The sequence below is a fragment of the Streptomyces sp. NPDC104202 genome (assembly GCF_055584185.1).
The window spans coordinates 152,259-174,561 of record NZ_JBVJMN010000007.1; the positions used below are offsets into that span (position 1 = coordinate 152,259).

Annotated in this window: 19 protein-coding genes; 9 read left to right on the forward strand and 10 right to left on the reverse strand. The window is 72.1% G+C overall.

The features are described from left to right. Nucleotides 1–121: 121 nt before the first annotated feature. From ACZ60W_RS07500 to ACZ60W_RS07520, 5 genes are all read left to right on the forward strand, one after another. Nucleotides 122–883: an isoprenyl transferase gene (locus tag ACZ60W_RS07500; protein WP_366308561.1), complete on the forward strand. Its 762-nt coding sequence runs from the start codon at nt 122–124 to the stop codon at nt 881–883. A gap of 285 nt (nt 884–1,168) precedes the next feature. Continuing rightward, nucleotides 1,169–2,494 (forward strand): PhoH family protein, encoded by a 1,326-nt coding sequence (locus ACZ60W_RS07505; RefSeq protein WP_366308562.1) that lies wholly within the window; start codon nt 1,169–1,171, stop codon nt 2,492–2,494. A gap of 378 nt (nt 2,495–2,872) precedes the next feature. Next, nucleotides 2,873–3,574, forward strand: a complete 702-nt coding sequence (locus tag ACZ60W_RS07510) for an aggregation-promoting factor C-terminal-like domain-containing protein (protein ID WP_469754423.1) — start codon at nt 2,873–2,875, stop codon at nt 3,572–3,574. Between the two features lie 158 nt (nt 3,575–3,732). Beyond that, nucleotides 3,733–5,175: an AI-2E family transporter gene (locus ACZ60W_RS07515; protein WP_469754424.1), complete on the forward strand. Its 1,443-nt coding sequence runs from the start codon at nt 3,733–3,735 to the stop codon at nt 5,173–5,175. Next, nucleotides 5,172–5,846 carry a hypothetical protein gene (locus ACZ60W_RS07520; protein ID WP_469754425.1) on the forward strand — a complete coding sequence of 225 codons (675 nt, stop codon included), beginning with the start codon at nt 5,172–5,174 and terminating at the stop codon, nt 5,844–5,846. Before ACZ60W_RS07515 ends, ACZ60W_RS07520 begins: the two co-directional genes overlap by 4 nt. A 58-nt stretch (nt 5,847–5,904) precedes the next feature. Here the strand turns inward: ACZ60W_RS07520 and ACZ60W_RS07525 are convergent, their stop codons facing one another. After that, a complete protein-coding gene (locus ACZ60W_RS07525) occupies nt 5,905–6,438 on the reverse strand; it encodes an alkyl hydroperoxide reductase (RefSeq protein ID WP_361396014.1) in 534 nt (177 codons plus the stop codon). A 12-nt stretch (nt 6,439–6,450) separates the two neighbouring features. Continuing rightward, complete coding sequence (locus ACZ60W_RS07530) at nt 6,451–7,005, reverse strand: peroxiredoxin (protein ID WP_469754426.1); 555 nt, start codon at nt 7,003–7,005, stop codon at nt 6,451–6,453. A gap of 134 nt (nt 7,006–7,139) precedes the next feature. Between ACZ60W_RS07530 and ACZ60W_RS07535 the strand changes: the two genes are divergently transcribed. Next, on the forward strand, nt 7,140–8,114 hold the full coding sequence (locus ACZ60W_RS07535; RefSeq protein WP_469754427.1) for a LysR substrate-binding domain-containing protein: 975 nt from the start codon (nt 7,140–7,142) through the stop codon (nt 8,112–8,114). A gap of 105 nt (nt 8,115–8,219) precedes the next feature. Here ACZ60W_RS07535 and ACZ60W_RS07540 read toward each other — a convergent pair whose 3' ends face one another. From ACZ60W_RS07540 to ACZ60W_RS07550, 3 genes are read right to left on the reverse strand one after another with little or no spacing between them, the layout of a single operon-like run. After that, complete coding sequence (locus ACZ60W_RS07540) at nt 8,220–10,592, reverse strand: FtsX-like permease family protein (RefSeq protein ID WP_469754428.1); 2,373 nt, start codon at nt 10,590–10,592, stop codon at nt 8,220–8,222. Further along, nucleotides 10,589–11,272, reverse strand: coding sequence for an ABC transporter ATP-binding protein (locus ACZ60W_RS07545; protein ID WP_469754429.1), 684 nt, complete (start codon nt 11,270–11,272; stop codon nt 10,589–10,591). The genes ACZ60W_RS07540 and ACZ60W_RS07545 overlap by 4 nt, the downstream gene beginning before the upstream one ends. Then, nucleotides 11,269–11,793 carry a PadR family transcriptional regulator gene (locus tag ACZ60W_RS07550; protein ID WP_189834038.1) on the reverse strand — a complete coding sequence of 175 codons (525 nt, stop codon included), beginning with the start codon at nt 11,791–11,793 and terminating at the stop codon, nt 11,269–11,271. Before ACZ60W_RS07550 ends, ACZ60W_RS07545 begins: the two co-directional genes overlap by 4 nt. 277 nt (nt 11,794–12,070) lie before the next feature. Between ACZ60W_RS07550 and ACZ60W_RS07555 the strand changes: the two genes are divergently transcribed. Continuing rightward, nucleotides 12,071–14,275 carry a transglycosylase domain-containing protein gene (locus tag ACZ60W_RS07555; RefSeq protein ID WP_469754430.1) on the forward strand — a complete coding sequence of 735 codons (2,205 nt, stop codon included), beginning with the start codon at nt 12,071–12,073 and terminating at the stop codon, nt 14,273–14,275. A 91-nt stretch (nt 14,276–14,366) separates the two neighbouring features. Here ACZ60W_RS07555 and ACZ60W_RS07560 read toward each other — a convergent pair whose 3' ends face one another. From ACZ60W_RS07560 to ACZ60W_RS07570, 3 genes are all read right to left on the reverse strand, one after another. Next, nucleotides 14,367–16,388, reverse strand: a complete 2,022-nt coding sequence (locus ACZ60W_RS07560; protein ID WP_469754431.1) for a SpoIIE family protein phosphatase — start codon at nt 16,386–16,388, stop codon at nt 14,367–14,369. A 311-nt stretch (nt 16,389–16,699) separates the two neighbouring features. Further along, a complete protein-coding gene (gene fomD / locus ACZ60W_RS07565) occupies nt 16,700–17,365 on the reverse strand; it encodes a cytidylyl-2-hydroxypropylphosphonate hydrolase (RefSeq protein ID WP_469754432.1) in 666 nt (221 codons plus the stop codon). A gap of 71 nt (nt 17,366–17,436) precedes the next feature. Next, a complete protein-coding gene (locus ACZ60W_RS07570) occupies nt 17,437–18,837 on the reverse strand; it encodes a class II fumarate hydratase (RefSeq protein ID WP_469754433.1) in 1,401 nt (466 codons plus the stop codon). 105 nt (nt 18,838–18,942) lie between these two features. Between ACZ60W_RS07570 and ACZ60W_RS07575 the strand changes: the two genes are divergently transcribed. Beyond that, the gene (locus tag ACZ60W_RS07575; RefSeq protein ID WP_469754434.1) at nt 18,943–20,472 is read left to right on the forward strand and encodes a ricin-type beta-trefoil lectin domain protein; all 1,530 of its coding nucleotides are present in this window, start codon (nt 18,943–18,945) and stop codon (nt 20,470–20,472) included. A 65-nt stretch (nt 20,473–20,537) separates the two neighbouring features. Here the strand turns inward: ACZ60W_RS07575 and ACZ60W_RS07580 are convergent, their stop codons facing one another. Further along, nucleotides 20,538–21,206 carry a lipoprotein gene (locus ACZ60W_RS07580; protein WP_469754435.1) on the reverse strand — a complete coding sequence of 223 codons (669 nt, stop codon included), beginning with the start codon at nt 21,204–21,206 and terminating at the stop codon, nt 20,538–20,540. Between the two features lie 111 nt (nt 21,207–21,317). On the opposite strand from ACZ60W_RS07580, the gene ACZ60W_RS07585 reads away from it, so the two are divergent. After that, a complete protein-coding gene (locus ACZ60W_RS07585) occupies nt 21,318–21,554 on the forward strand; it encodes a hypothetical protein (protein ID WP_469754436.1) in 237 nt (78 codons plus the stop codon). Nucleotides 21,555–21,561: 7 nt separating this feature from the next. Here ACZ60W_RS07585 and ACZ60W_RS07590 read toward each other — a convergent pair whose 3' ends face one another. Beyond that, a complete protein-coding gene (locus ACZ60W_RS07590) occupies nt 21,562–22,191 on the reverse strand; it encodes an HAD family acid phosphatase (RefSeq protein WP_469754437.1) in 630 nt (209 codons plus the stop codon). Between the last annotated feature and the right edge of the window lie 112 nt (nt 22,192–22,303).

The window sequence follows — 22,303 nt, forward strand, 5'->3', positions numbered from 1 at the left end:
CTGCTTATCACGGACTTGTGACCGTCCCGGGCTGGGAGCCCGTCGCCCGTGCGCAGTAGTGTGGCGGCTTGCGGACCGCCGCTGCCTGGCGGACCGCCGGTGCATGGAGGGGTAAAGAACAGTGAACCTGCGCGACCTGGTGTACGGGCTCTACGCACGCCGGGTGGAAGGCCGCCTCGACCACGCCCAGGTGCCCAAGCACATCGGGGTCATCCTCGACGGGAACCGCCGCTGGGCCAAGGCGTCCGGCGGGACCCCCGAGCAGGGGCACAAGGCCGGCGCGGACAAGATCCAGGAGCTGCTCGGCTGGTGCGCCGAGACGGACGTCGAGGTCGTCACGCTCTGGATGCTCTCCACGGACAACCTGAACCGTCCCGAGGAGCAGCTCGTCCCGCTGCTGGGGATCATCGAGAACGCCGTGCGCGCGCTGGCCGCCGACGGCCGCTGGCGGGTGCACCACGTCGGGACGATGGACCTGCTGCCCGCGCGCACCCAGTCGGTGCTGAAGGAGGCCGAGCAGGCCACCCACGCCAACACCGGGATACTCGTGAACGTGGCGGTGGGCTACGGCGGCCGGCAGGAGATCGCGGACGCGGTCCGCTCGCTGCTCCTGGAGCACGCCGACCGGGGGACGAGCTTCGAGGAGCTCGCGGAGATCGTCGACGTCGAGCACATCTCGGAGCACCTCTACACGCGCGGCCAGCCCGACCCGGACCTGGTGATCCGGACGAGCGGCGAGCAGCGCTTGTCCGGATTCATGCTGTGGCAGAGCGCGCACTCCGAGTACTACTTCTGCGAGGTCCACTGGCCGGCCTTCCGGAAGGTCGACTTCCTGCGGGCGCTGCGCGACTACGCCGCCCGGCACCGACGCTACGGGACCTGACGGAAACCGGTCGGAACCGATCATCTCGTGTTCACGAACACGTCGTCATATGCCATGGCATGGCAGCACCGGATCGAGGGCATATCCCTGGTGAAGTGAGCGGCACGGAGACCGCCACCCGGGAGGCCCCTTGCACCAGGACGACCGTGCGGGACACGTACGGGAGAAGCGGAGGGCCGTGGTTCGGCCCGCGCATGGCGGCCTGAGCCCGGTCCCATTCCGCAGCGACACCGGTTCCGTCGCACCCCGACCTCACAGGGGTCTTCCGAGGGGGTCTGTCCTTCCGTGGTGACCAGCACGAAGCGCCGCCTTTCCGACCGGCGCACCTATGTTCTCGACACCAGCGTCCTGCTGGCCGACCCCAACGCCGTCTCGCGGTTCGAGGAGCACGAGGTCGTGCTCCCGATCGTCGTGGTGACGGAGCTGGAGGCCAAGCGGCACCATCCCGAGCTCGGCTACTTCGCCCGGCAGGCCCTGCGCCTGCTCGACGACTTCCGGGTCCGGTACGGACGCCTCGACGCCCCCCTCCCCGTCGGGGAGCTGGGCGGCACCCTGCGTGTCGAACTCAACCATTCCGACCCCGGCGTCCTCCCCGCCGGCTACAGGTTGGGGGACAACGACTCACGGATCCTCGCCGTCGCGCGCAACCTCCAGGCCGAGGGGTACGACGTCACGGTCGTCTCCAAGGACCTCCCGCTCCGCATCAAGGCGTCCTCGGTGGGCCTGCTCGCCGAGGAGTACCGCGCCGAACTCGCCATCACGGACGCCAACGGCTGGACCGGGATGTCCGAGCTGGCGCTCTCCGGCGAGCAGGTGGACCTGCTCTTCGAGCAGAACACGCTGTACGTGCCGGAGGCCGCGGAGCTCCCGGTCCACACCGGCCTCGTGCTCCAGTCGGAGCGCGGCAAGGCCCTCGGACGGGTCACCGCCGACGGGAACGTACGCCTGGTCAGGGGCGACCGCGAGGCCTTCGGGCTGCACGGCCGCAGCGCCGAGCAGCGGATCGCGCTCGATCTGCTCCTCGACCCCGACGTCGGCATCATCTCCATGGGCGGCCGGGCCGGCACCGGCAAGTCCGCCCTGGCCCTCTGCGCGGGCCTGGAGGCGGTCCTGGAGCGCCGTCAGCACCAGAAGGTGATGGTCTTCCGGCCGCTGTACGCGGTGGGCGGCCAGGAGCTCGGGTACCTGCCGGGCAGCGAGTCCGAGAAGATGAGCCCGTGGGCGCAGGCGGTGTTCGACACGCTGTCCTCGGTCGCGAGCCGCGAGGTCATCGAGGAGGTGCTCGGGCGCGGGATGCTGGAGGTCCTGCCGCTCACCCACATCCGGGGCCGCTCCCTCCACGACGCCTTCGTCATCGTGGACGAGGCCCAGTCCCTGGAGCGGAACGTCCTGTTGACTGTTCTGTCCCGTATCGGGGCGAATTCGCGGGTCGTCCTGACCCATGACGTCGCCCAGCGGGACAACCTCCGGGTCGGCCGCTACGACGGAGTCGTCGCCGTGGTCGAGAAACTGAAGGGGCATCCGCTGTTCGCCCACGTCACCCTGACCCGTTCCGAGCGCTCCCAGATCGCCGCGCTCGTGACGGAGATGCTGGAGGACGGCCAGATCTGACCGATTCGTACCCGTTCGCTCGGGTACGGCAGTTGGCGCCGCCCGGCAAAGCGCAGGAGCTTAGCCGGGCGGCGTCGTGCTGTCGCCGGTAACTCCGAAAACACGTGCCCCTGCAGGGGTGTGAGCTTTCACACGCAACACGGAATTGCCTTGCGGTGTCGCCGTCCGGCAAAGTCTTGCTTCCGTCAGGCCCCGCATACGGCACACGTGCACCCTCAGGGGTGCGCACAGCACCGCACAACTCAACAGCCGTCCGCCGTATGCCGCCCACAGCACCACGGGCCCGTGTCTTCAGTGACCCCGTACGTCGGAGACCAGCGCCAGGGGCACGATTTCGCCCGCGTGGTCACCTGTGCGGGCGTGCTGGAAGGAAACCGTGTGAGCCGGATCTCGGTCCGGGGATTCGCGGTGGCTTCGGCCACTGCGGTCACCACCGTCGGCGCCGTCGTGGGCGTTGCGTCGGGTAACGCCGTTCAGCCCTCGGACGACAACTTCGAGGCCACCGCGGCCGACACCACGCTGCTCGCGGACATTCCCGCGGGCGAACAGGCCCAGGTACAGGTCGCGTCCCTCTCGGAGCAGGCCGACGTCCAGGCCGCCGCCGCCGACTCGGTCGCGAAGAAGTCCGCGGAGGAAGCGGCGCGTCTGCGCGCCGCCAAGGACGCCGAGGCCAAGAAGGAGGCGGCCGACAAGGCCGCCAAGGCCGAGAAGGAGCGCAAGGAGGCCGCCGAGCGCGCCAGCCGCGACTCCGTCCGCGACGCCTCCACCTTCTCCGCCCAGGGCTCGTACACCGTGGCCGAGGTCAAGGCGATCGCCCGCCAGATGATCCCGGCCTCGCAGTTCCAGTGCTTCAGCAACATCGTGGACCACGAGTCCAGCTGGAACTACCGCGCCACCAACGCCTCTTCGGGCGCCTACGGCCTCGTGCAGGCCCTGCCGGGCTCGAAGATGTCATCGGCCGGCGCCGACTGGCAGACCAACCCGGCCACCCAGATCAAGTGGGGCCTCAGCTACATGGACGGCCGCTACGGCAGCCCCTGTGGCGCCTGGTCGTTCTGGCAGGCCAACCGCTGGTACTAGTACCCGCGCGCTCAACCTCGGGGAGCCCCTCGCCGTCCTACGGTGAGGGGCTCCTTCCGTGTAGGTTCGAAGGTCCCATGGGCATCGCGGGGGCGCGAGCGGGCAGGCGTCACGGGGAAGCACCACAGGAAGAACCGGCGGGGGAAGAGGAAGAAGAGATGTCGAGAGTGCCAGGGTGGCTGAACCGGCTGGGCGAGAGCCTGAGCCGCATGGGTGAACGCCTCGACGAGCGCAGGGCCGAGGCGGAGCGCGACGATCCGCTCGGCCCGTCCTACGAGGCCCCGGAGAAGACGCCCGACGACGCCCCGAAGGGCGCCGCACCCGTCCCTCCGGCGCCCGAGAGCGACCCCGACACCGCGCCGCCCCTGCCGGAGACCGCGGACACCGCCGCGGAGCCGGGCCGGTCCGTGCCCGCACCCCCCTCGTACGCGCCGGCCGTCGCCGCCCGGCCCGACCCGGTCGCCGCCATCCCGTGGGGGATGCGCGTCGCGGCCGAGGCCAGCTGGCGCCTGCTCGTCTTCGCCGGCACGGTCTGGGTGCTGATGAAGGTGATCAGCTCCGTCCAGCTGGTCGTCCTCGCGTTCGTCGCCGCCCTCCTCGTCACCGCCCTGCTCCAGCCCACCGTCGCCATGCTGCGCCGCAAGGGCCTGCCCCGCGGGCTCGCCACCGCCGTCACCGCCGTCTCCGGCTTCGTCGTGATGGGCCTGGTCGGCTGGTTCGTGGTCTGGCAGGTCATGGACAACATCGACAACCTGTCCGACCGCGTCAGGGACGGCATCGAGGAGCTCAAGCGAGGGCTCCTCAACAGCCCCTTCCACGTGACCGAACAGCAGATCAACGACATCGCCAAGAACCTCAGCGACACCATCGGGGCCAACGCCGAGCAGATCACCTCGGCCGGACTCCAGGGCGTCACCGTCGTCGTCGAGGCGATCACCGGCATCCTGCTCGCGATGTTCTCCACGCTCTTCCTGCTCTACGACGGGAAGAAGGTGTGGGAGTGGACGCTCAAGCTCGTCCCCGCCCAGGCCCGGCCGGGCGTCGCCGGCGCCGGCCCGCGCGCCTGGCGCACCCTCACCGCCTACGTGCGGGGCACGGTCCTGGTCGCCCTCATCGACGCCGTCTTCATCGGCCTCGGACTCTGGTTCCTCGACGTGCCGATGGCCGTGCCGCTCGCCGTCTTCATCTTCCTCTTCGCCTTCATCCCGCTGGTCGGTGCCGTTGTCTCCGGCGCCCTCGCGGTCGTCGTCGCCCTCGTCACCAACGGGCTCTTCACCGCCCTGATGGTGCTCGTCGTCGTCCTCGCCGTCCAGCAGATCGAGGGCCACGTCCTCCAGCCCTTCATCCTGGGCCGGGCCGTCCGCGTCCACCCGCTCGCCGTCGTCCTCGCGGTCGCGGCCGGCGGTCTGACCGCCGGCATCGGCGGCGCCGTCGTCGCGGTCCCGCTGGTCGCCGTCGCCAACACGGTGGTCGGCTATCTGCGGGCGTACAGCACCGAACAGGCCCTGCGCAGCTCCCCGGAGCCGCGCGGGGCGACCGCCTTCGAGGTGGCCCCGACGCCCGCTCCCGGCTCGCTCGCCGCCAAGGCGGACGGCAGGTGATCTCCGAGCCGGAGCTCGTGGGCGGGACGGGGTTCGACGCCCCGGAGGTGCTCACCGAGACCCCGCCGCCCCGTCCTCCGCGCCCCGGCCGGCCCTGGCTGTGGGCCGTCGGCGGGGCGGCGGTGGCCTCGGCGGTGTGGGCCGGCGGGCTCTACGTGTATCAGCAGCAGCGGGACACCGGTCCCGACCTGCGGGGATACCGCCCCGTGGAGGACCTCTGCAAGGTCGCCGGACTGAAGGCGCTCGGCGCCGCACTCGGCAAGCGGGTCGACACCGGCGTCAGTCCCTTCGTCGACGGACCGGCGCTCAGCGAGTCCACGTGCCACATCACCTTCGGGCGGGTGGACACCGGCCCGTCCGTCTCGGTCACGTACACCCTCCACAAGGTGACCGACCCCGGGCCGGAGTTCGCCATGAGGGCGGAGCAGTTCGGTGTCCTGCAGAGGATCGAGGGCGTCGGCGAGGAGGCGTTCTTCGACGACGGGGGCGGAGAGGGCGGCACGCTGCGGATCCTCGACGGCCAGGCCGAGATCCAGCTCCAGATCTACACCCAGCGAGACGTCCAGGTGAACGGCAAGCCGGTCGACACCGGACCGCCCGTCGACCTCACCGGGATCGACGTGCCGATGACCCAGGACGCGCTCGCGCTCATGAAGGCGCTCCGGACGTGACGGAAGGGCCCCCGGGGTGTGTCACCCCGGGGGCCCTTCTCGTACGGCGCCGCCCCGACTACTCGGCGAGGACCGCTTCCGCGTCCAGCGTGACGCCGACCGCCTGGATCACCGCGGCGATCTTGACGGCCTCCTGGATGGTGGCGCGGTCGACACCGGCCTGGCGCAGGACCTGCTCGTGCGAGTCCAGGCACTGGCCGCAGCCGTTGATCGCGGAGACGGCCAGCGACCACAGCTCGAAGTCGACCTTCTCGACGCCCGGGTTGCCGATGACGTTCATCCGCAGGCCGGCGCGCAGCGTCCCGTACTCGGGGTCCGACAGCAGGTGCCGGGTCCTGTAGAAGACGTTGTTCATCGCCATGATCGCGGCGGCGGACTTGGCGGCCTGGTACGCCTCGGGCTTCAGGTTGGCCTGCGCCTCGGGCTCGAGCTCCCTGAGCACCTTCGGCGAGCGCGAGGCGATCGCGCAGGCGAGGACGGTGCCCCACAGCTGCTGCTGCGGGAGGTCGCTGTTGCCGATGACCGAACCGAGGTTCAGCTTCAGGTCCTTGGCGAAGTCGGGTATGGCGGACTTCAGTTCGTCGAGAGCCATGTCGGATCGCCCTTACTCGCCCGCGAGGAGGGCGGCGGCGTCGAGGGTGCCCTCGCCCTTGTTCCAGTTGCACGGGCACAGCTCGTCGGTCTGCAGGGCGTCGAGGACCCGCAGGACCTCCTTGGGGTTACGGCCGACGGAACCGGCGGTCACCATGACGAACTGGATCTCGTTGTTCGGGTCCACGATGAAGACCGCGCGCTGGGCGAAGCCGTCCGCGCCCTGGACGCCGCAGTCGCTCATGAGCTCGTGCTTGGAGTCGGCCAGCATCGGGAAGGGCAGGTCACGCAGGTCGGCGTGGTCCTTGCGCCAGGCGTGGTGCACGAACTCGGAGTCGCCGGAGACACCGAGGATCTGGGCGTCGCGGTCGGCGAACTCGTCGTTCAGCTTGCCGAAGGCGGCGATCTCGGTGGGGCAGACGAAGGTGAAGTCCTTCGGCCAGAAGAACACCACGCGCCACTTGCCCTCGTAGGCCTTGTGGTCGATCTGCTCGAACTCCTTGCCGCTCTCCAGCGACACGCAGGCGGTCAGGTCGTAGGTGGGGAACTTGTCACCGACAGTGAGCACGCGCTCTCCTTGCACAGCAGGAAGGGTCCCTTTTGGGGGCTTCCATGGGGGGTTGGACGAGAGCCAGCATGGCACGGAGTGCATTGATCAGTGAAATAGCTAGAGTGGTTCGTGTTGATCGAAGGTGGTTATCAGTGGCGTCCCCGTACAGTCCCCCGCACTCCCCGCACCGCGGCAAGCAGCCGAGCCTTTCCCAGCTCAGGGCCTTCGCGGCGGTGGCCGAGCATCTGCACTTCCGCGATGCCGCGGCGGCCATCGGCATGAGCCAGCCCGCGCTCTCGGGCGCGGTTTCGGCTCTCGAAGAGGCACTCGGTGTCCAGCTCCTCGAGCGTACGACGCGCAAGGTGCTGCTCTCGCCCGCCGGGGAGCGGCTCGCGGTGCGCACGAAGGTCGTCCTCGACGCGGTGGCCGAGCTGCTGGAGGAGGCGGAGGCCGCCCAGGCGCCGTTCACCGGCGTGCTGCGGCTCGGGGTCATCCCCACCGTCGCGCCGTACCTGCTGCCGACCGTGCTGCGGCTCGTCCACCGGCGCTACCCCGAGCTGGACCTCCAGGTCCACGAGGAGCAGACGTCCTCGCTCCTGGAGGGGCTCGCGGCCGGGCGGCTCGACCTGCTCCTGCTCGCCGTCCCCCTCGGTGTGCCCGGCGTCACCGAACTGCCGCTCTTCGACGAGGACTTCGTGCTCGTCACCCCGCAGGGTCATCCGCTGGCCGGCCGCGACGACATCCCGCGCGAGGCGCTCCGCGAACTGCGGCTGCTCCTCCTCGACGAGGGCCACTGCCTGCGCGACCAGGCTCTCGACATCTGCCGCGAGGCCGGCCGCACGGACGGCGCCGAGGTCACCACGACCGCCGCCGGACTCGCCACCCTGGTGCAGCTGGTGGCCGGCGGACTCGGCGTGACCCTGCTGCCGCGCACCGCCGTCACCGTGGAGACCGCCCGCAACACCGCCCTGTGGACCGGACTGTTCGCCGAGCCGGCGCCCTCGCGGCGGATCGCGCTCGCCATGCGGACGGGCGCGGCCCGGCACGCCGAGTTCGAGCAGCTGGCCGAGGCGCTGCGGGAGGACATGCGCGGGCTCCCCGTACGGGTGCTGGGCGCCGGCTCCTGAGCGGCGGCCGGGGCCCGGACCGGCGGGAGACGGGGGCGGGCGGCGGCTCCTGAGACCCCCCGGTGTCAGGAACCGCCGCCCACCCTCGTACATCCGCCCGGAGGGTTACTCCGTGCGCAGCCCGTCCGCCCGCATCAGCCGCCACAGGACGGGCAGGCTGAGCAGGGTCACGGCCGCGATCAGGCCGAGGCCGATCCCGACGACGGGCAGGAACGCCCACCAGTCCTGGACCTCCTGGCCGCTCGTCCGCAGCAGGACGACCCCGAGACCGAGCCCGCCGGCCACGGACAGGACCAGGCCGAGGGCGATCGGCACCGCCGTCTGCCAGAGCACCGACCAGCTCAGGGTGGAGCGCCGGGTGCCGAAGGCGACCAGCGAGGACAGCAGCCGCTTGCGGTCGCGGAGCTGCTCCAGGGTCGCCACCAGGAGCGAGGCCGCCACCAGGAGCATCGTCAGGGTGGAGCCGACCAGGATGCCGGTGCGGACGCTGCCGAACGCCGCGTCCCGCTGGGTGTCGGCCAGGGTGCGCACCCAGGCCGTCGGGTCGATGGCCGCAGCCGTGTTCCGCACGCGGTCGGCGGCGTCGGGCACCGCCGGGTCGAGGCGGACCATGGCCTGCGCGTCAGGCTCGTCGAGCCGCATGGCGTCGATCGCCGACGGGGTGGCGAGGACGCCGTACTGGTACATGCCCGTCGGGTCGGGGCGGGAGTCCACGATCCGCGCGCCGGCGGGGATGCGCCACTGCGGCACCGGGGTGTCCCCGGCGCGCCGCGGCTCGCTCGGGTGCGGATGCGGGTCCCGCAGGGCGACCAGGGAGCCAGGCCGGGCGGCGCGGGTGACGAAGGTGTCGGGGGGAGCGCCCTGCGCCCCGTGCGCGAGGAGGACGAAGACGTCGCCGTCCCGGCAGGAGGGCAGGGAGGCGAACTCCCCGAGGGAGGCGCAGTCGCCGACCCGCAGCGAGGCCATGGGGGCGTACTCCTCGCCGCCCTTCAGGGGGCCGGGCCGCCACACGTGCGACTCGACGATGCCGATCACGCCCGTGACGCCCTCGGTCCGCTCGAAGCGGGCGATCATCCGGCGGGCGTCGTCGGCGTCCCGGGCCGCGGCGCCGACCGCGATCTGCGCGCGGGAGGTGTCCTCGCCGGTGAGCTGGGTGAAGTCCTGCTCCATCGCCTGGAAGAGCATCTGGAGGGCGATCGCCCCGGTCGCCGCGACGACGATGCCGCTGACGGCGCGGGCCGCGGTCCCGCTGCTCAACTGGAGCCGGCGGACGGCGAGCTGCCAGGCCACCGGGCCGGCGTGCAGCCGCTTCACCCCGGCCTCGACGAGCCACGGCAGCAGCGTGGTGAGGCCGATCAGGGCGAGCGTGGTGCCGGTGGCGACCCCGACGGTGTCGATGTCGGTGTCGGTGACGTGGACGTCCCCCATGAGGGGGACGAGGAGGGCCGCGCCGGACGCGAGGAGCAGCAGCCGCCACCAGAGCCGGCGGCGGCGCGGCGGCGCGGTCCTGACGACGCCGAGCGGCTCGATCGCCACGCCGCGCAGCGCGAAGAGGCTGACCACGACGGAGGCGACGGGGACGGTGAGGAGGACGAGTGCCGCGAGCGCGGGCATCGGGACGACGTCGGACGGATAGGCGTTGACGTCCCAGATGGTGAACGCCCCGGCGAACTGCCTCGCCACGGCGAAGAGCCCGAGGCCGGCCAGCAGGCCGAGGAGCGCGCCCGCGAGGGACTCGCCGGCCGCGATGCGGCGGGTCATGGCGGTGTCCGCGCCGACCAGCCGGAGCGCGGCGAGCCGCCGGTCGCGCTGCTCGCCGCCGAACCGTACGGCGGTGGCGATGAAGACGAGCACCGGGAGGAGCAGGACGACGCAGGCGACGGCGACGAGCAGGAGCAGGAAGGCGTTCAGCGGCTCCTCGGGCACGGACCAGCCGTAGCGGGCGCCGCGCCCGTCGAAGTTCTCCGTGTCCAGGAAGTCGACGTGGGCGACGTACCGCAGCTCGGCGGGGCCGATGAGGCCGGCCGGGCCGATGGTCCCGGACACCTTGTAGGGGAGCCGTTCCCTGAGCAGTGCCCCCTCGGGGGAGTCGAGCAGCTCGCGCAGGGCGGGGGAGACCAGCATCTCGCCGGTCGCGGGGAACAAGGCCGCGCCGGGCGGGAGGGGCGGGGCGTCGCCCTCGGGGCGCAGCAGCAGTCCGCTGACGACGTCGTCCCGGTAGCCGGTGGTCTGGGTGAGGTGGAGGAAGCTGTCCGGCCGGGGTCCTTCGACGGACTCGCTGCCGTCGACGGCGCGGACGGACTCCCGCACCTCGCGCTGGAAGAGCATGTTCGGGAAGGAGGCGGCGAGGAGCAGCAGGGCCACGCCGAAGCCGACGCCGGTGGCGGTCAGCAGGGTGCGGAGCAGGCCGGAGCGGCCGCCGGTGACCGCGAACCGGGCTCCGAGGGCCAGGTCGCGGGCCCAGGTGCGGAGCGTCATGCGGCCCACTCCGCGTCCCGTACCGAGCCGTCCCGTACGACGACCTCGCGGTCGGAGTAGGCGGCGACCCGGGCCTCGTGGGTGACGAGGACGACGGCGGCGCCGGTGTCCCGGGAGGCGTCGGTGAGCATCCGCATGACGCGCTCGCCGTTGAGGGAGTCGAGGGCGCCGGTCGGTTCGTCGGCGAAGATCACCCGCGGGGCGGTGACGAGCGCGCGGGCGACGGCGACGCGCTGGCCCTGGCCGCCGGATATCTCGCCGGGGCGCTTGCCGGCGGTGTCGTCGACCTCCAGGCGGGCCAGCCACTCGACGGCCCGGGCTTCGGCGGCCTTGCGCTTCTCGCCGTTGAGGCGGAGCGGCAGGGCGACGTTCTCGGCGCAGGTCAGCTCGGGGACGAGCTGGCCGAACTGGAAGACGAAGCCGAAGTCGGTGCGGCGCAGGGCGCTGCGGGCGGTGTCGGAGAGGGCGGTCAGTTCGCGCCCGTCGTAGGTGATGGTCCCCGCGTCGGGGCGGACGATGCCGGCCAGGCAGTGCAGGAGGGTGGACTTGCCGGAGCCGGAGGGGCCCATGACGGCGACGACCTCGCCGGCCCGGAGGGAGAAGTCGGCGCCCGCGAGCGCGGGGGTGGGTCCGTAGGTCTTGCCGAGGCCGGTGGCCCGGAGCAGGGGGGTGGCGGTCATCGGCGGATCTCCTCGGCGAGCCGGTCGAGGCGGGCGGCGGTCAGTTCCAGCCAGCGCAGGTCGGCTTCCAGGTGGAAGAGCGCGTGGTCGCAGATCAGCTGGTCGGCGAGGTCGCCGTCCTTCTTGCGGCGGGTGAGCTCGCGCATCAGGCGCAGGTGCTCGGCGCGCTGGGTGTCGAGGAGGTCGGCGGCTCCGCGGCCGGTGAGCAGGGCCAGGACGACCTTGGTGTAGAGCGTCGACTGGAGGTACGGCTCGGGCTTCTCGGGGGTGGCGAGCCACTGGGCGACGTCGGTGATGCCGGCGTCGGTGATGGCGTAGCGCTTGCGCTCGGGGCCGCCTCCGGCCTCGATGCCGTCGACGACGACCAGCCCGTTCTTCAGGAGCCGGGACATGGTCGAGTAGACCTGGCCGTAGTGGAGCGGCCGGTCGTGGCCGAACTTCTCGTCGAAGGCGCGCTTGAGGTCGTAGCCGTGGCGCGGGCCGGACTCCAGGAGCCCCAGCAGGGTGTGACCGATGGACATGCCTCCACTCTACACAGTGTGTATACGTCGCGTGTATAGCTCGCGACGGCCACCCCGGAGGTGGTTCCTCCGCTTTTTGGTGTGTGCGGACGGCGCAACCATCCGGTCCGCCGGAGCGTCGGTTCCCCTGGGGACAGGTGCTGATTCTCACGTCATGAAAAGACGTGATCGGTTGTCCTTTGTCCGCCTCGTCGGTGTTAGCTTGCTGAGCTGATCCGGCGTGGACGACAGAGCGCCGAGGCGCCACACGAACACGACGAGCGGAGCGACAGGACCCATGGGCCGACCCGACCAGAGCAAGGCGAAGAAGCGCGGCATACGCCGCTTCTTCTCCTGGAAGAAGCTCCTGGGCACCTTCTTCGTGTGCTGCCTGCTCGCCATGGGCGCCCTGTACGTCGTCTACCTCATGGTCCCGGTGCCCTCGGCCAACGCCGAGGCGACGATGCAGAGCAACATCTACAAGTACTCCAACGGCAAGATCCTCGCCCGCACCGGCGAGATCAACCGCGAGATCGTCGGCCTGGAGAAGATCCCCGAGAAGGTCCAGAAGGCCTTCGTCGCCGCCGAGAACAAGTCCTTCTACCGGGACAACGGCGTCGACATCAAGGGCACCACCCGCGCCGCCTGGTCCACCCTCACGGGCAAGGGCAAGCAGGGCGGCTCGACGATCACCCAGCAGTACGTCAAGAACTTCTACCTGAGCCAGGACCAGACGGCGACCCGCAAGCTCAAGGAGATGGTGATCGCCCTCAAGGTCGACCGCCAGACCTCCAAGAGCGACATCCTCGCCGGCTACATGAACACCAGCTACTACGGCCGCAGCGCCTACGGCATCCAGGCCGCCGCCCGCTCGTACTACGGCGTCGACGCGACCCAGCTCACCACCGCCCAGGGCGCCTACCTCGCCTCGCTGCTCCAGGCGCCCAACCAGTACGACTGGACCTCCGCGAGCACCACCGGCCGCAAGCTCGTCGAGGAGCGCTGGAACTACGTCCTCGACAACATGGTCGGCGAGGGCTGGCTCTCCCCCTCCGAGCGCGCCGGGATGAAGTTCCCCGTGCCGCAGAAGCCCAAGCCCGCCCCCGGCATGGAGGGACAGACCGGCTACATCGTCGAGGCCGCCAACCAGGAGCTGGTGCGCCAGGGCGTCAGCGAGGAGGACATCAAGGCCGGCGGCTGGACGATCACCCTCAACATCGACGAGAAGAAGCAGAAGGACCTCGTCAAGGCAGTCGGCAAGCAGCTGGAGGCCAAGCTCGACCGCAAGGGCGACAAGAAGCAGGCCACCGTCCAGGCCGGCGCGACCTCCGTCGACCCGAAGACCGGCGCGGTCGTCGCGATGTACGGCGGCGTCGGCGCCACCGAGCACTGGATGTCCAACGCCACCCGCCGCGACTACCAGCCCGCCTCCACCTTCAAGCCGATCGTCCTCGCCTCCGCCGTCGACAACAGCGCGGTCACCCAGGACGGCCGGCGGATCGGCCTCGGCACGGTCTACGACGGCAACAGCCGCCGCCCCGTCGTCGGCAGCGACATCCCCTTCGCCCCGGAGAATGAGGACGACGACGACTACGGCCCCGTCACCGTCCAGAAGGCCACCAACAGCTCGATCAACTCGGTCTACGCCCAGATGATCGTCGACGTCACCCCGGCCAAGGCGAAGAAGACCGCCCTCGCCCTCGGCATGAAGGACGGCAGGGACTTCCCCGAGAGCCCCGCCATCTCCCTCGGCACCATGGGCGCCTCGACCATGGACATGGCCGGCGTCTACGCCACCCTCGACAACCACGGCCGGAAGGTCACCCCGACCCTGGTGAAGAAGGCCGCGCACCGGGACCGCACCGTCGAGCCGGTGAAGGCCATCGGCGACCAGGTCATCTCCCGCGAGGCCGCCGACACCGCCACCCAGGCCATGACGGGCGTCGTCCGCAACGGCTCCGGCTTCCGCGCCGCCGGCGACTACGAGGCCGCCGGCAAGACCGGCACCTCCGAGAACAACCGCTCCGCCTGGTTCGTGGGCTACACCCCCGAACTCGTCACCGCCGTCGGCCTCTTCGGCGAGGACGCCAAGGGCAACCAGGTCACCCTCACCGACACCATCAACCCGGGCCGGGCCAACGGCGGCCGCACGCCCGCCGAGATCTGGGGCGACTACACCGAGCGGGCCCTGAACGGCGGCTCGGACGCCTCCTTCGACCTGGAGACCGACGGCGCCGCCCCGGACGGCACCCTGCCGGACCCCACGCCCACCACCGAGGCCCCCGACGACGAGCCCACCGAGACGCCGACCACGGCCTCTCCCGGCCCGACGACCCCGTCGACCCCCACGGCCACCACGCCGCCGGAGCCGACGCGCGACCCGGTCACCACGCCGCCGGAGCCCACGCAGGACCCGACGACCGGCGAGCCCTCCCCGCCGCCGTCCATCGAGCCGCCGGACGCCGGCGCCGACCCCGTCCGGGGCGTCGACGGCAGCAGGTAGGACACCACCGACGGCGAAGGCCGGACCCCCGCCCGGGGGTCCGGCCTTCGCCGTCGTACGGGGCCTTTGCCCCCTGCCGGGGACGGAACGCTCAGGTGCGGGTGGACAGTTCGAACCAGACGACCTTGCCGCCCGAGAGCCGGGTCGCACCCCACCGCCGGGCCAGCCGGTTCACCAGGAACAGGCCGCGCCCGCCCTCGTCGGTGTCCCGCGCCCGCCGCTGCCGGGGCAGCTGCGGAGAGTCGTCGCCGACCTCGCAGCGCAGCACGTCCGTCCGCAGCAGCCGCAGGGTCACCGGCCGCTCCGCGTACCGCACGGCATTCGTCACGACCTCGCTGATCAGCAGCTCGACCGAGTCCGTCAGCTCCTCCAGGTCCCACCGGGCCAGCGCCCGCCGGGCCAGCCGACGGGCCCGCCCCGGGGCCGCGTCCTCCGGTTCCAGGAACCAGTACGCCACGTCGCTCGGCGCGATCCCGTCGAAGCGGGCCGCGAGGAGCGCGATGTCGTCGTCCCGGTCACCCGGACCCAGCATGTCCAGCACGTCGTCGCAGAGCGCCTCCAGGGGCGGCGAGTGGTCCGGGCCGGTCAGCTGCGCGGTCGCCGCCAGGCGCTCCCGCAGCTGCTCGATCCCGGTCCACACGTCCCGCAGCCGGGACTCGACCAGACCGTCCGTGTAGAGCAGCAGGGTGGCACCCGCGGGGGCGTCCAGCTCCACCGCCTCGAAGTCGACCCCGCCCACCCCGATCGGGGCGCCGGGCGGCACGCGCAGCACCTCGGCGCGCCCGCCCAGGTGGAGCAGTATCGGCGGCGGATGGCCCGCGTTGGCGACCGTGATCCGGTGCGAGACCGGGTCGTACACCGCGTACATGCAGGTCGCCATCCGGTCCTGGCCGAGGCGCTGCGCCTGCTCGTCCAGGTGGTGCAGCACCTCCTGCGGCGGCAGGTCGAGCCCGGCCAGCGTCTGCGCGGTGGTGCGCAGCTGGCCCATGATCGCCGCCGAGGTCATGGAGTGGCCCATGACGTCGCCGACGACCAGCGCGACCCGGCTGCCGGGCAGCGGGATCGCGTCGTACCAGTCGCCGCCCACCCGGGCCGTCTCCGCCGCCGGGAGATAGCGCGAGGCCAGCTTCACACCGGTCGGCTGCGGCAGCGAGTCCGGCAGCATCGTGCGCTGGAGTTCGTCCGCGATGTACGCCTCACGGCCGTACAGCACCGCCTTGTCGATGCCGAGCGCCGTGTGCGTCGCCAGCTGCGCCGCGACCAGCAGGTCGTTCGGCTCGAAGCCGGCCCGCTCGGGGCGGCGCAGGAAGACGGCCGCGCCGATCACCCGGCGCCGCCCGCGCAGCGGCGCGAGGACCGCGCGCAGCCCGCCGGGCAGCGGATGGTCGGGGCCGAGCAGCTCGCCCAGCGCCGTCTTGGCGGCGGCGGAGTCGCCGAAGACCGGCCGCACCCCGCGCAGCACCTCGGCCAGCGCACCGCCGGACCGCACCTCGCAGAGTTCGGCCGCGGGGGTCGGATCCGGATCGGGCACGAGGACCAGCTCCTCGCCCTCCAGATCGCTTAACCGCAGCCGGTCCGTGCGCCGCAGCCGCAGCACGAACGGCGCCACCGGGCGCTCGTCGCCCACCGGCAGCGGGTCGCGCAGGTAGACCAGGATCTCGTCGGAGAAGGTCGGCACGCTGGCCCGGCACAGGCCGAGCACGATCTCGTCCAGGTCGATGCCGCGGGCGATCCGCCGGGTCGCGGCGCCGACGAACCGCAGCCGGTCGCCCTCGCGCCGGGCGGCGGTGTCCCCGCTCCGGACGCCGCCGGGCGGCTGCGCGGCGACCGCGACGGCCACCGCTCCCGTGCCGCCAGGGGAGCCGGGGGGCCGGGGCGTGCCGGGGGAGGGGGGTGTGCCGGTGCCCGGGGCGCCGCCGCCGGCGGGCGCCGCGGGGCCGGACACGGCCGGCGTCTCCGCACCGGGGGCGGGGGCCGCCCGCCCCGCCGGTCCGCCCGGCTGGGCGGGCACGTCGGAGGGCAGGCCGGCCGCCTCCTGGCGAGGGCGCGCGCGTTCCTGCGGCCGGGCAGCCAGGGGCTGCCGGCCTTCGTGGGAGGTGGGATGCTCCGTCACGCGTGGGGTTCCGTCCGTCCGGGCCGGTGGTGCGATGCACTCGCTCTTCTCGCCGATGCCGCGCCTTCGCCGGGGATAAACCCCTCGTATGCAGCGGATGTGGACGTTCCGCGAGCTGCGGCAACGGCAGGGGTCGGAACACCCGGGCAGACGTCCGGCACTGCTCTCCCCCTCGTGGATGACTTGCGGTCAGGTCCTGCGCCGTACTGAGTCGTTGACGTGCCGTGAGGTCGGTCCGACGGACTGTCCGATCCGCTTCTGCCGTGCGGAGGACGATCCTACGTTTGAACCCCGGGGGCGCATCAAGGGTCTCACGACGCCGTGTGCGCCGGGGTGCGGTCCCAGTCGGCCGGCAGCTCCGGGACCTTCCACGCCGGATCGGGCCGCCAGTCCTCCCAGCCGTCCGCGAACGGCGCGCCCCACTCCCGGATCCGCTCCACCGCCCGCCGCCCGGCGGTCCGCACCCGCGCGGCCTGCGCGGTTCCCATCAGGCCGGACCGCTGGGCCTGCGCGAACTCGTCCTCGTCCCGCCACAGCCAGCTGCGGTCGGGGTAGACGGAGATGTCGAGGAAGTGGTCCTCGGAGTCGACGCCGCCGGACCAGCGGACCCGCGGCTCCTCCAGGTTCACGTACCAACTGCGGAAGCGCCATCCGCGCTCCCAGAACAGCCACACCGACCACGGCTCGCCGGGTCTCGCCAGCTTCAGCACCCCGGTGCCGGCCCAGCGGGCGCGTTCCGTGGTGCGCGGGGCCGTGTAGCGGGTGGCGAGCGGTTCGTCGTGGACCGGCGTGCCGTCGGCGAGGACGGGGCGGACGCACTCGGTGCCGGGCGCCATCCAGACCGCGAGGAGCTCGGGCGTGTCCTGGACGACCGTCACCGGCCGGCAGATGTGCACCTCTCCGGTGCCGTTGCCGCGGTAGCGCCAGAGGATGTGCTCCCCCGGCGCCCAGTGCTGGGAGCCGCCCGATCCTGTCATGCGCAGATCTTAGGGGCGCGCTCCCACGGCCGCTGCGGTACGGGTCACGGTTGAGTCAGCCGTGACACCGGTCACGGGTGGGTCATGCGCAGCACGTCGAGGGCCTCGTCGAGCTGCTCGACGGTGAGGTCGCCCCGCTCGACGTAGCCGGACTCGATGACCACCTCGCGGATGGTCTTCCGTTCGGCGAGGGACGTCTTCGCGACCTTGGCGGCCTCCTCGTACCCGATGTACTTGTTGAGCGGGGTGACCACGGAGGGCGAGGACTCCGCGTACTCCCGGGCGCGTTCGACGTTGGCGGTGATGCCGTCGACCGTCCGGTCCGCCAGCAGCCGGGAGGCGTTGGCGAGGAGGCGTACGGACTCCAGGAGGTTCTTGGCCATCACCGGCAGCATCACGTTGAGCTCGAAGTTCCCGGCGGCGCCGGCCACGGCGACCGTGGTGTCGTTTCCGGTCACCTGGGCGGCCACCATCAGGACGGCCTCGGGGATCACCGGGTTGACCTTGCCCGGCATGATCGAGGAGCCGGGCTGGAGGTCGGGGAGGTTGATCTCGGCGAGGCCGGTGCGGGGGCCGCTGGCCATCCACCGCAGGTCGTTGGCGATCTTGGTGAGGGAGACGGCGAGGGTGCGGAGCTGCCCGGACGTCTCGACCAGGCCGTCCCGGGCGCCCTGGGCCTCGAAGTGGTCGCGGGCCTCGGTCAGCGGCAGGCCGGTCGCGCGGGCGACCTCGGCGATGACGGCGGCCGAGAAGCCGGCCGGGGTGTTGATGCCGGTGCCCACCGCCGTGCCGCCGAGGGGGAGTTCGGCGAGCCGGGGGAGCGCGCCGCGCAGCCGCTCGACGCCGTACCTGACCTGGGCCGCGTAGCCGCCGAACTCCTGGCCGAGGGTGACCGGCGTGGCGTCCATCAGGTGGGTGCGGCCGGATTTCACCACCGTCGCGAATTCGGCCGATTTTCGCTCCAGCGCGGCGGCCAGGTGGTCGAGCGCGGGGATCAGGTCGTGGGTGACGGCGCCGGTGGCCGCGATGTGGATGGAGGAGGGGAAGACGTCGTTGGACGACTGCGAGGCGTTCACGTGGTCGTTGGGGTGGACTTCGCGCCCCTCGGGGAGCCGCTCGGTGGCGAGGGTGGCGATGACCTCGTTGGTGTTCATGTTGGACGAGGTGCCGGAGCCCGTCTGGAAGACGTCCACGGGGAAGTGGTCGTCCCAGCGCCCTTCGGCGACCTCGGCGGCGGCCTCGGCGATGGCCCGGGCGCGGTCCTCGTCGATCACGCCGAGCTCGGCGTTGACCGTGGCGGCGGCGGCCTTGATCCGGGCCAGTGCCTCGATGTGGGCGCGTTCCAGCCGCTGGCCGGAGACGGGGAAGTTCTCCACCGCCCGCTGGGTCTGGGCCCGCCACTTGGCGTGGGCGGGGACCCTCACCTCACCCATCGAGTCGTGTTCGATCCGGTAGCCGTCTGCGTCGTTCATGTCCTCAACCTCCTACAAAAGATGAGCACTTGTCTTGTTCGATGTATTCCCAACACGCGTACCGGCCAGTAAAAACCGTGGGTAACCCCACTTCCAGGAGGCGCAATGACGCGCACCAGGCACAGACTCCGCTGGCCCATCGCCGCCGTCGCCGCGGCCGCCGCCGCACTCGGCACGATGACCGCGGCGGCCCCCGCCGGCGCGGCCGGGACCGGCACCGCGGCGGTGGCGGCCGCCGTCCCGCTCCCGCCCGCACTGGAGACGATCCGGGCCGCCGAGGCCACCAGGATCTACGGCGACCCCGCCGAGCGCCCGCTCGCCCAGCGCAAGACCGGCCTCATCTCGCTCGGTGACAGCGAGATCTCCGGGGAGGGCGTCGGCACCTACGAGTCGCCGACCAACGGCCCCACCAACTGGTGCCACCGCTCGCCCGACGCCGCCATCCACCGCACCGGGATCCCCGCGGACCTCACCTTCAACGTGGCCTGCTCCGGCGCCTACACCGGCAACATCCGGATCGGCGGCTCCCGGCAGTACGCCGACGAGCTGGTCCAGAGCGACAACCTCGCGATCAAGGCCCGCAACACCCGGATCAAGATGGTCCTGCTCGTCGCCGGAGCCAACGACGACCTGCAGTTCGGCCCCGTCATGACCGACTGCGTCCAGCGCTTCGTGCTCAGCCAGGGCACCTGCGAACCGAAGTACGCCCCCGGCTGGCAGGCCCGCGTCGACGGCCTCGTCCCCAAGGTCGAGCAGACCGTGCGGGACCTCAGGACCGTCATGCGCGACGCCGGCTACGCCGACGGCGACTACAAGCTCGTCCTCATGGGCTACCCCAGCCCCATCGGCCCGGACTTCGACGACAACCCGAACTTCCCCGGCAAGCTGATCTGCGGCGGCATGGGCTACGACTCCGACACCAAGTGGGGCCGCAACACCGCCGTCCCGGCCTTCGAGCGCGGCATGCGGGGGGCCGCCGCCGCCACCGGGGCCGTCTACCTCGACAACTCGCGGCTCTTCCACGGCCACGAGGTCTGCATGGAGGACACCTGGGCCCGCGGTCTCTACATCGACCTCTCCAAGCCCGGCGGCATCGACGAGAACTCCGTCCGCCAGTCCTTCCACCCCAACAAGAGCGGCCACGCGGCGTTCGCCTCCTGTCTCCAGCAGATCTACGACTCCGGTCTCCGCGAGGCGAGCTGCGCCGACGTCGACTCCTCCGGCACCCCGACGCTCTTCCCGCTCGCCTGGGACGACGCGTACAAGCCGCTGGTCAACCAGGCGACCGGCAACTGCCTGGACGTGAACGGCGGCGAGTCGGCCAACGGCACGGCCGTCCTCGGCTGGGACTGCCACGGCGGCCGCAACCAGGGCTGGTGGTACGACTCCGCCCGGCGGACCGTCCACACCCAGCTCACCCAGGACCGCTGCCTGGACGTGCCCGGCGCCGCCTACCAGGACGGCAAGGCGCTCCTGGTCTGGAACTGCCACGGCGGCGCCAACCAGAAGTTCGTCCGCGACGGCGCCACGCTCCGCCCCGCCGCCGCGACCGGCCTCTGCCTCACCCAGGGCGCGGCGCGGGAGCCCGTCCGGCTCCGGAACTGCGACGGCTCAGCGAACCAGCGGTTCGTGTAGCCGGCACCCCGGCGAGGACGTCGTGGCCCCCCGGTCCGGTGCGGGACCGGGGGGCCGCGGCCCGCTCAGGAGAGCTTCAGCGTCGAGCGCGCCAGCTCGTACGCCGGGACCATCGCCCGGTGCTCGTCCGTGTCGAGGCCGCCGAGGTGGAGGATCACCGTCCCCTTCGGGGTCGCGACGGCGAAGGCCCGCTCCTCCTTCGACTCCTCCATCACCTGGTCGTGGACCGTGTACGTCACCTCGACGGCCGGCAGCGCGCCCGCCGCGGTCGTGCGGTAGACGGCCTTCGAGGCGCCCTTCTCGGCCTTCACGAAGCCCTCCAGCGCGGCCCGCGCCGGACCCTTCGGGGCCGTCCACACCCGCAGGTAGCCGATGTGCCCGGCCGGCTTGGCGTCCACCTCACAGCGGACCGTCGCCGGCCCCTGGCGCATGAGCGCCGCGAAGTCGGGGTTCTCCGGATCGTCGATCGCTTCCGGCTTCCACTCCTCCGCCAGGGCGAAGGAGACGGGCAGCGCGCAGGCCGATCCCGGCCGGCCGAGCGTGCCCGCCGCCTTCGCCGCCCCGGGGGCCCCGGCCCCAGCGTCCGCTCCCGTGGCCACGGGGGTCCCGGTGGCCGTCGGCGGGGCGGACGCCGGAGCCCCGCCTCCCTGGGCGCCGCCGCAGCCGGCCAGCAGCAGCCCCGCCGCCAGGGTGACGGGCAGGGCCGTACGTATCGGACGTGCTCTCTCTCGCATGGCGTCATGATCGCCGATCCCGCCCGCGTTCGCCCGGACGGGCGAACGCGGGACACCTGCCGCACCATGTGAAGCAGGCCGGGGGGAACCCCATCCCACGGGAGGCAGGACATGAACCGCACCCTCAGGAGGATCGGCACCCTCGGCACCTTCGTCCTGAACGGGGGACCGGGCGGACAGCTCACCGCCCAGGCCCTCGTCACCTTCGACACCTCGGCCGAGTCGCCCGCCGCGTACGACGTCGCCCTCACCGGCGGCACGGGCGACTTCACCCAGGCCCGCGGCTATGTCCGTACCACCCCCGACGGGGACTACGAACGGATGGACTTCCACGTGACCGTGCGCTGAGCGCCCGTCACGAGAGCTTGCCGCCGTAGTCCGGGAGCTTGAACGCGCGCTCGGCGTGGCCGCCGACGAGGTCGGTGGTGTTGTTGCCGATGTTCGCGATGATCGTGTAGCCCTTGGCCTCGATCTCCGCGCGCTTGGCGGTCTTGTACGCGCCGACCTCGGCGAACAGGTCGGGCAGGTTCCGCACGTACAGGCCGTCCACCGGGTACCCGGACTTCTTCAGGTTCCAGTCCGTGAGCGACTGGATGATCCCGGGCCGCGCCGTCACGAAGAAGACCGCCACCCCGCGCGCGTGGGCGTCCCGCACCAGGTCGCGCACGTCCGCGATGGCCGGGGTCGGCAGCTCCCAGAACGGGTGGAAGTCCGTCTCCAGCGAGCTGTTGTCGATGTCGAGGACGATCGCCTGCCTCTCCCGTCCCGCGTCCGCCGAGCGCGCCTCGATGTACGGGCGCGCCTCGGCGACCACGGCCGCCACGTCACGGCGCCAGGTCCCGTAGTCGACGTCCTTGAGGGCGGCGGTCGAGGTGACGTGGGTGTCCGGGTCGGCCGCGGAGGCCGCCGGCGCGGGACCGACGACGAGCAGTCCGGCGAGGGCGAGTGCGGCGGTGGCGCCGGCGGTGGTCTTGGCGGAGGGCATGGGGGGCTCCCGAGGGGTCGACCGACTCAGTGGTTGACATGCTCGCGCCCCATACTGACCAGTAGGCGACGAGAGGGCTACCGCTCGGTAGCGACTTTCTGAGCGGAGACCG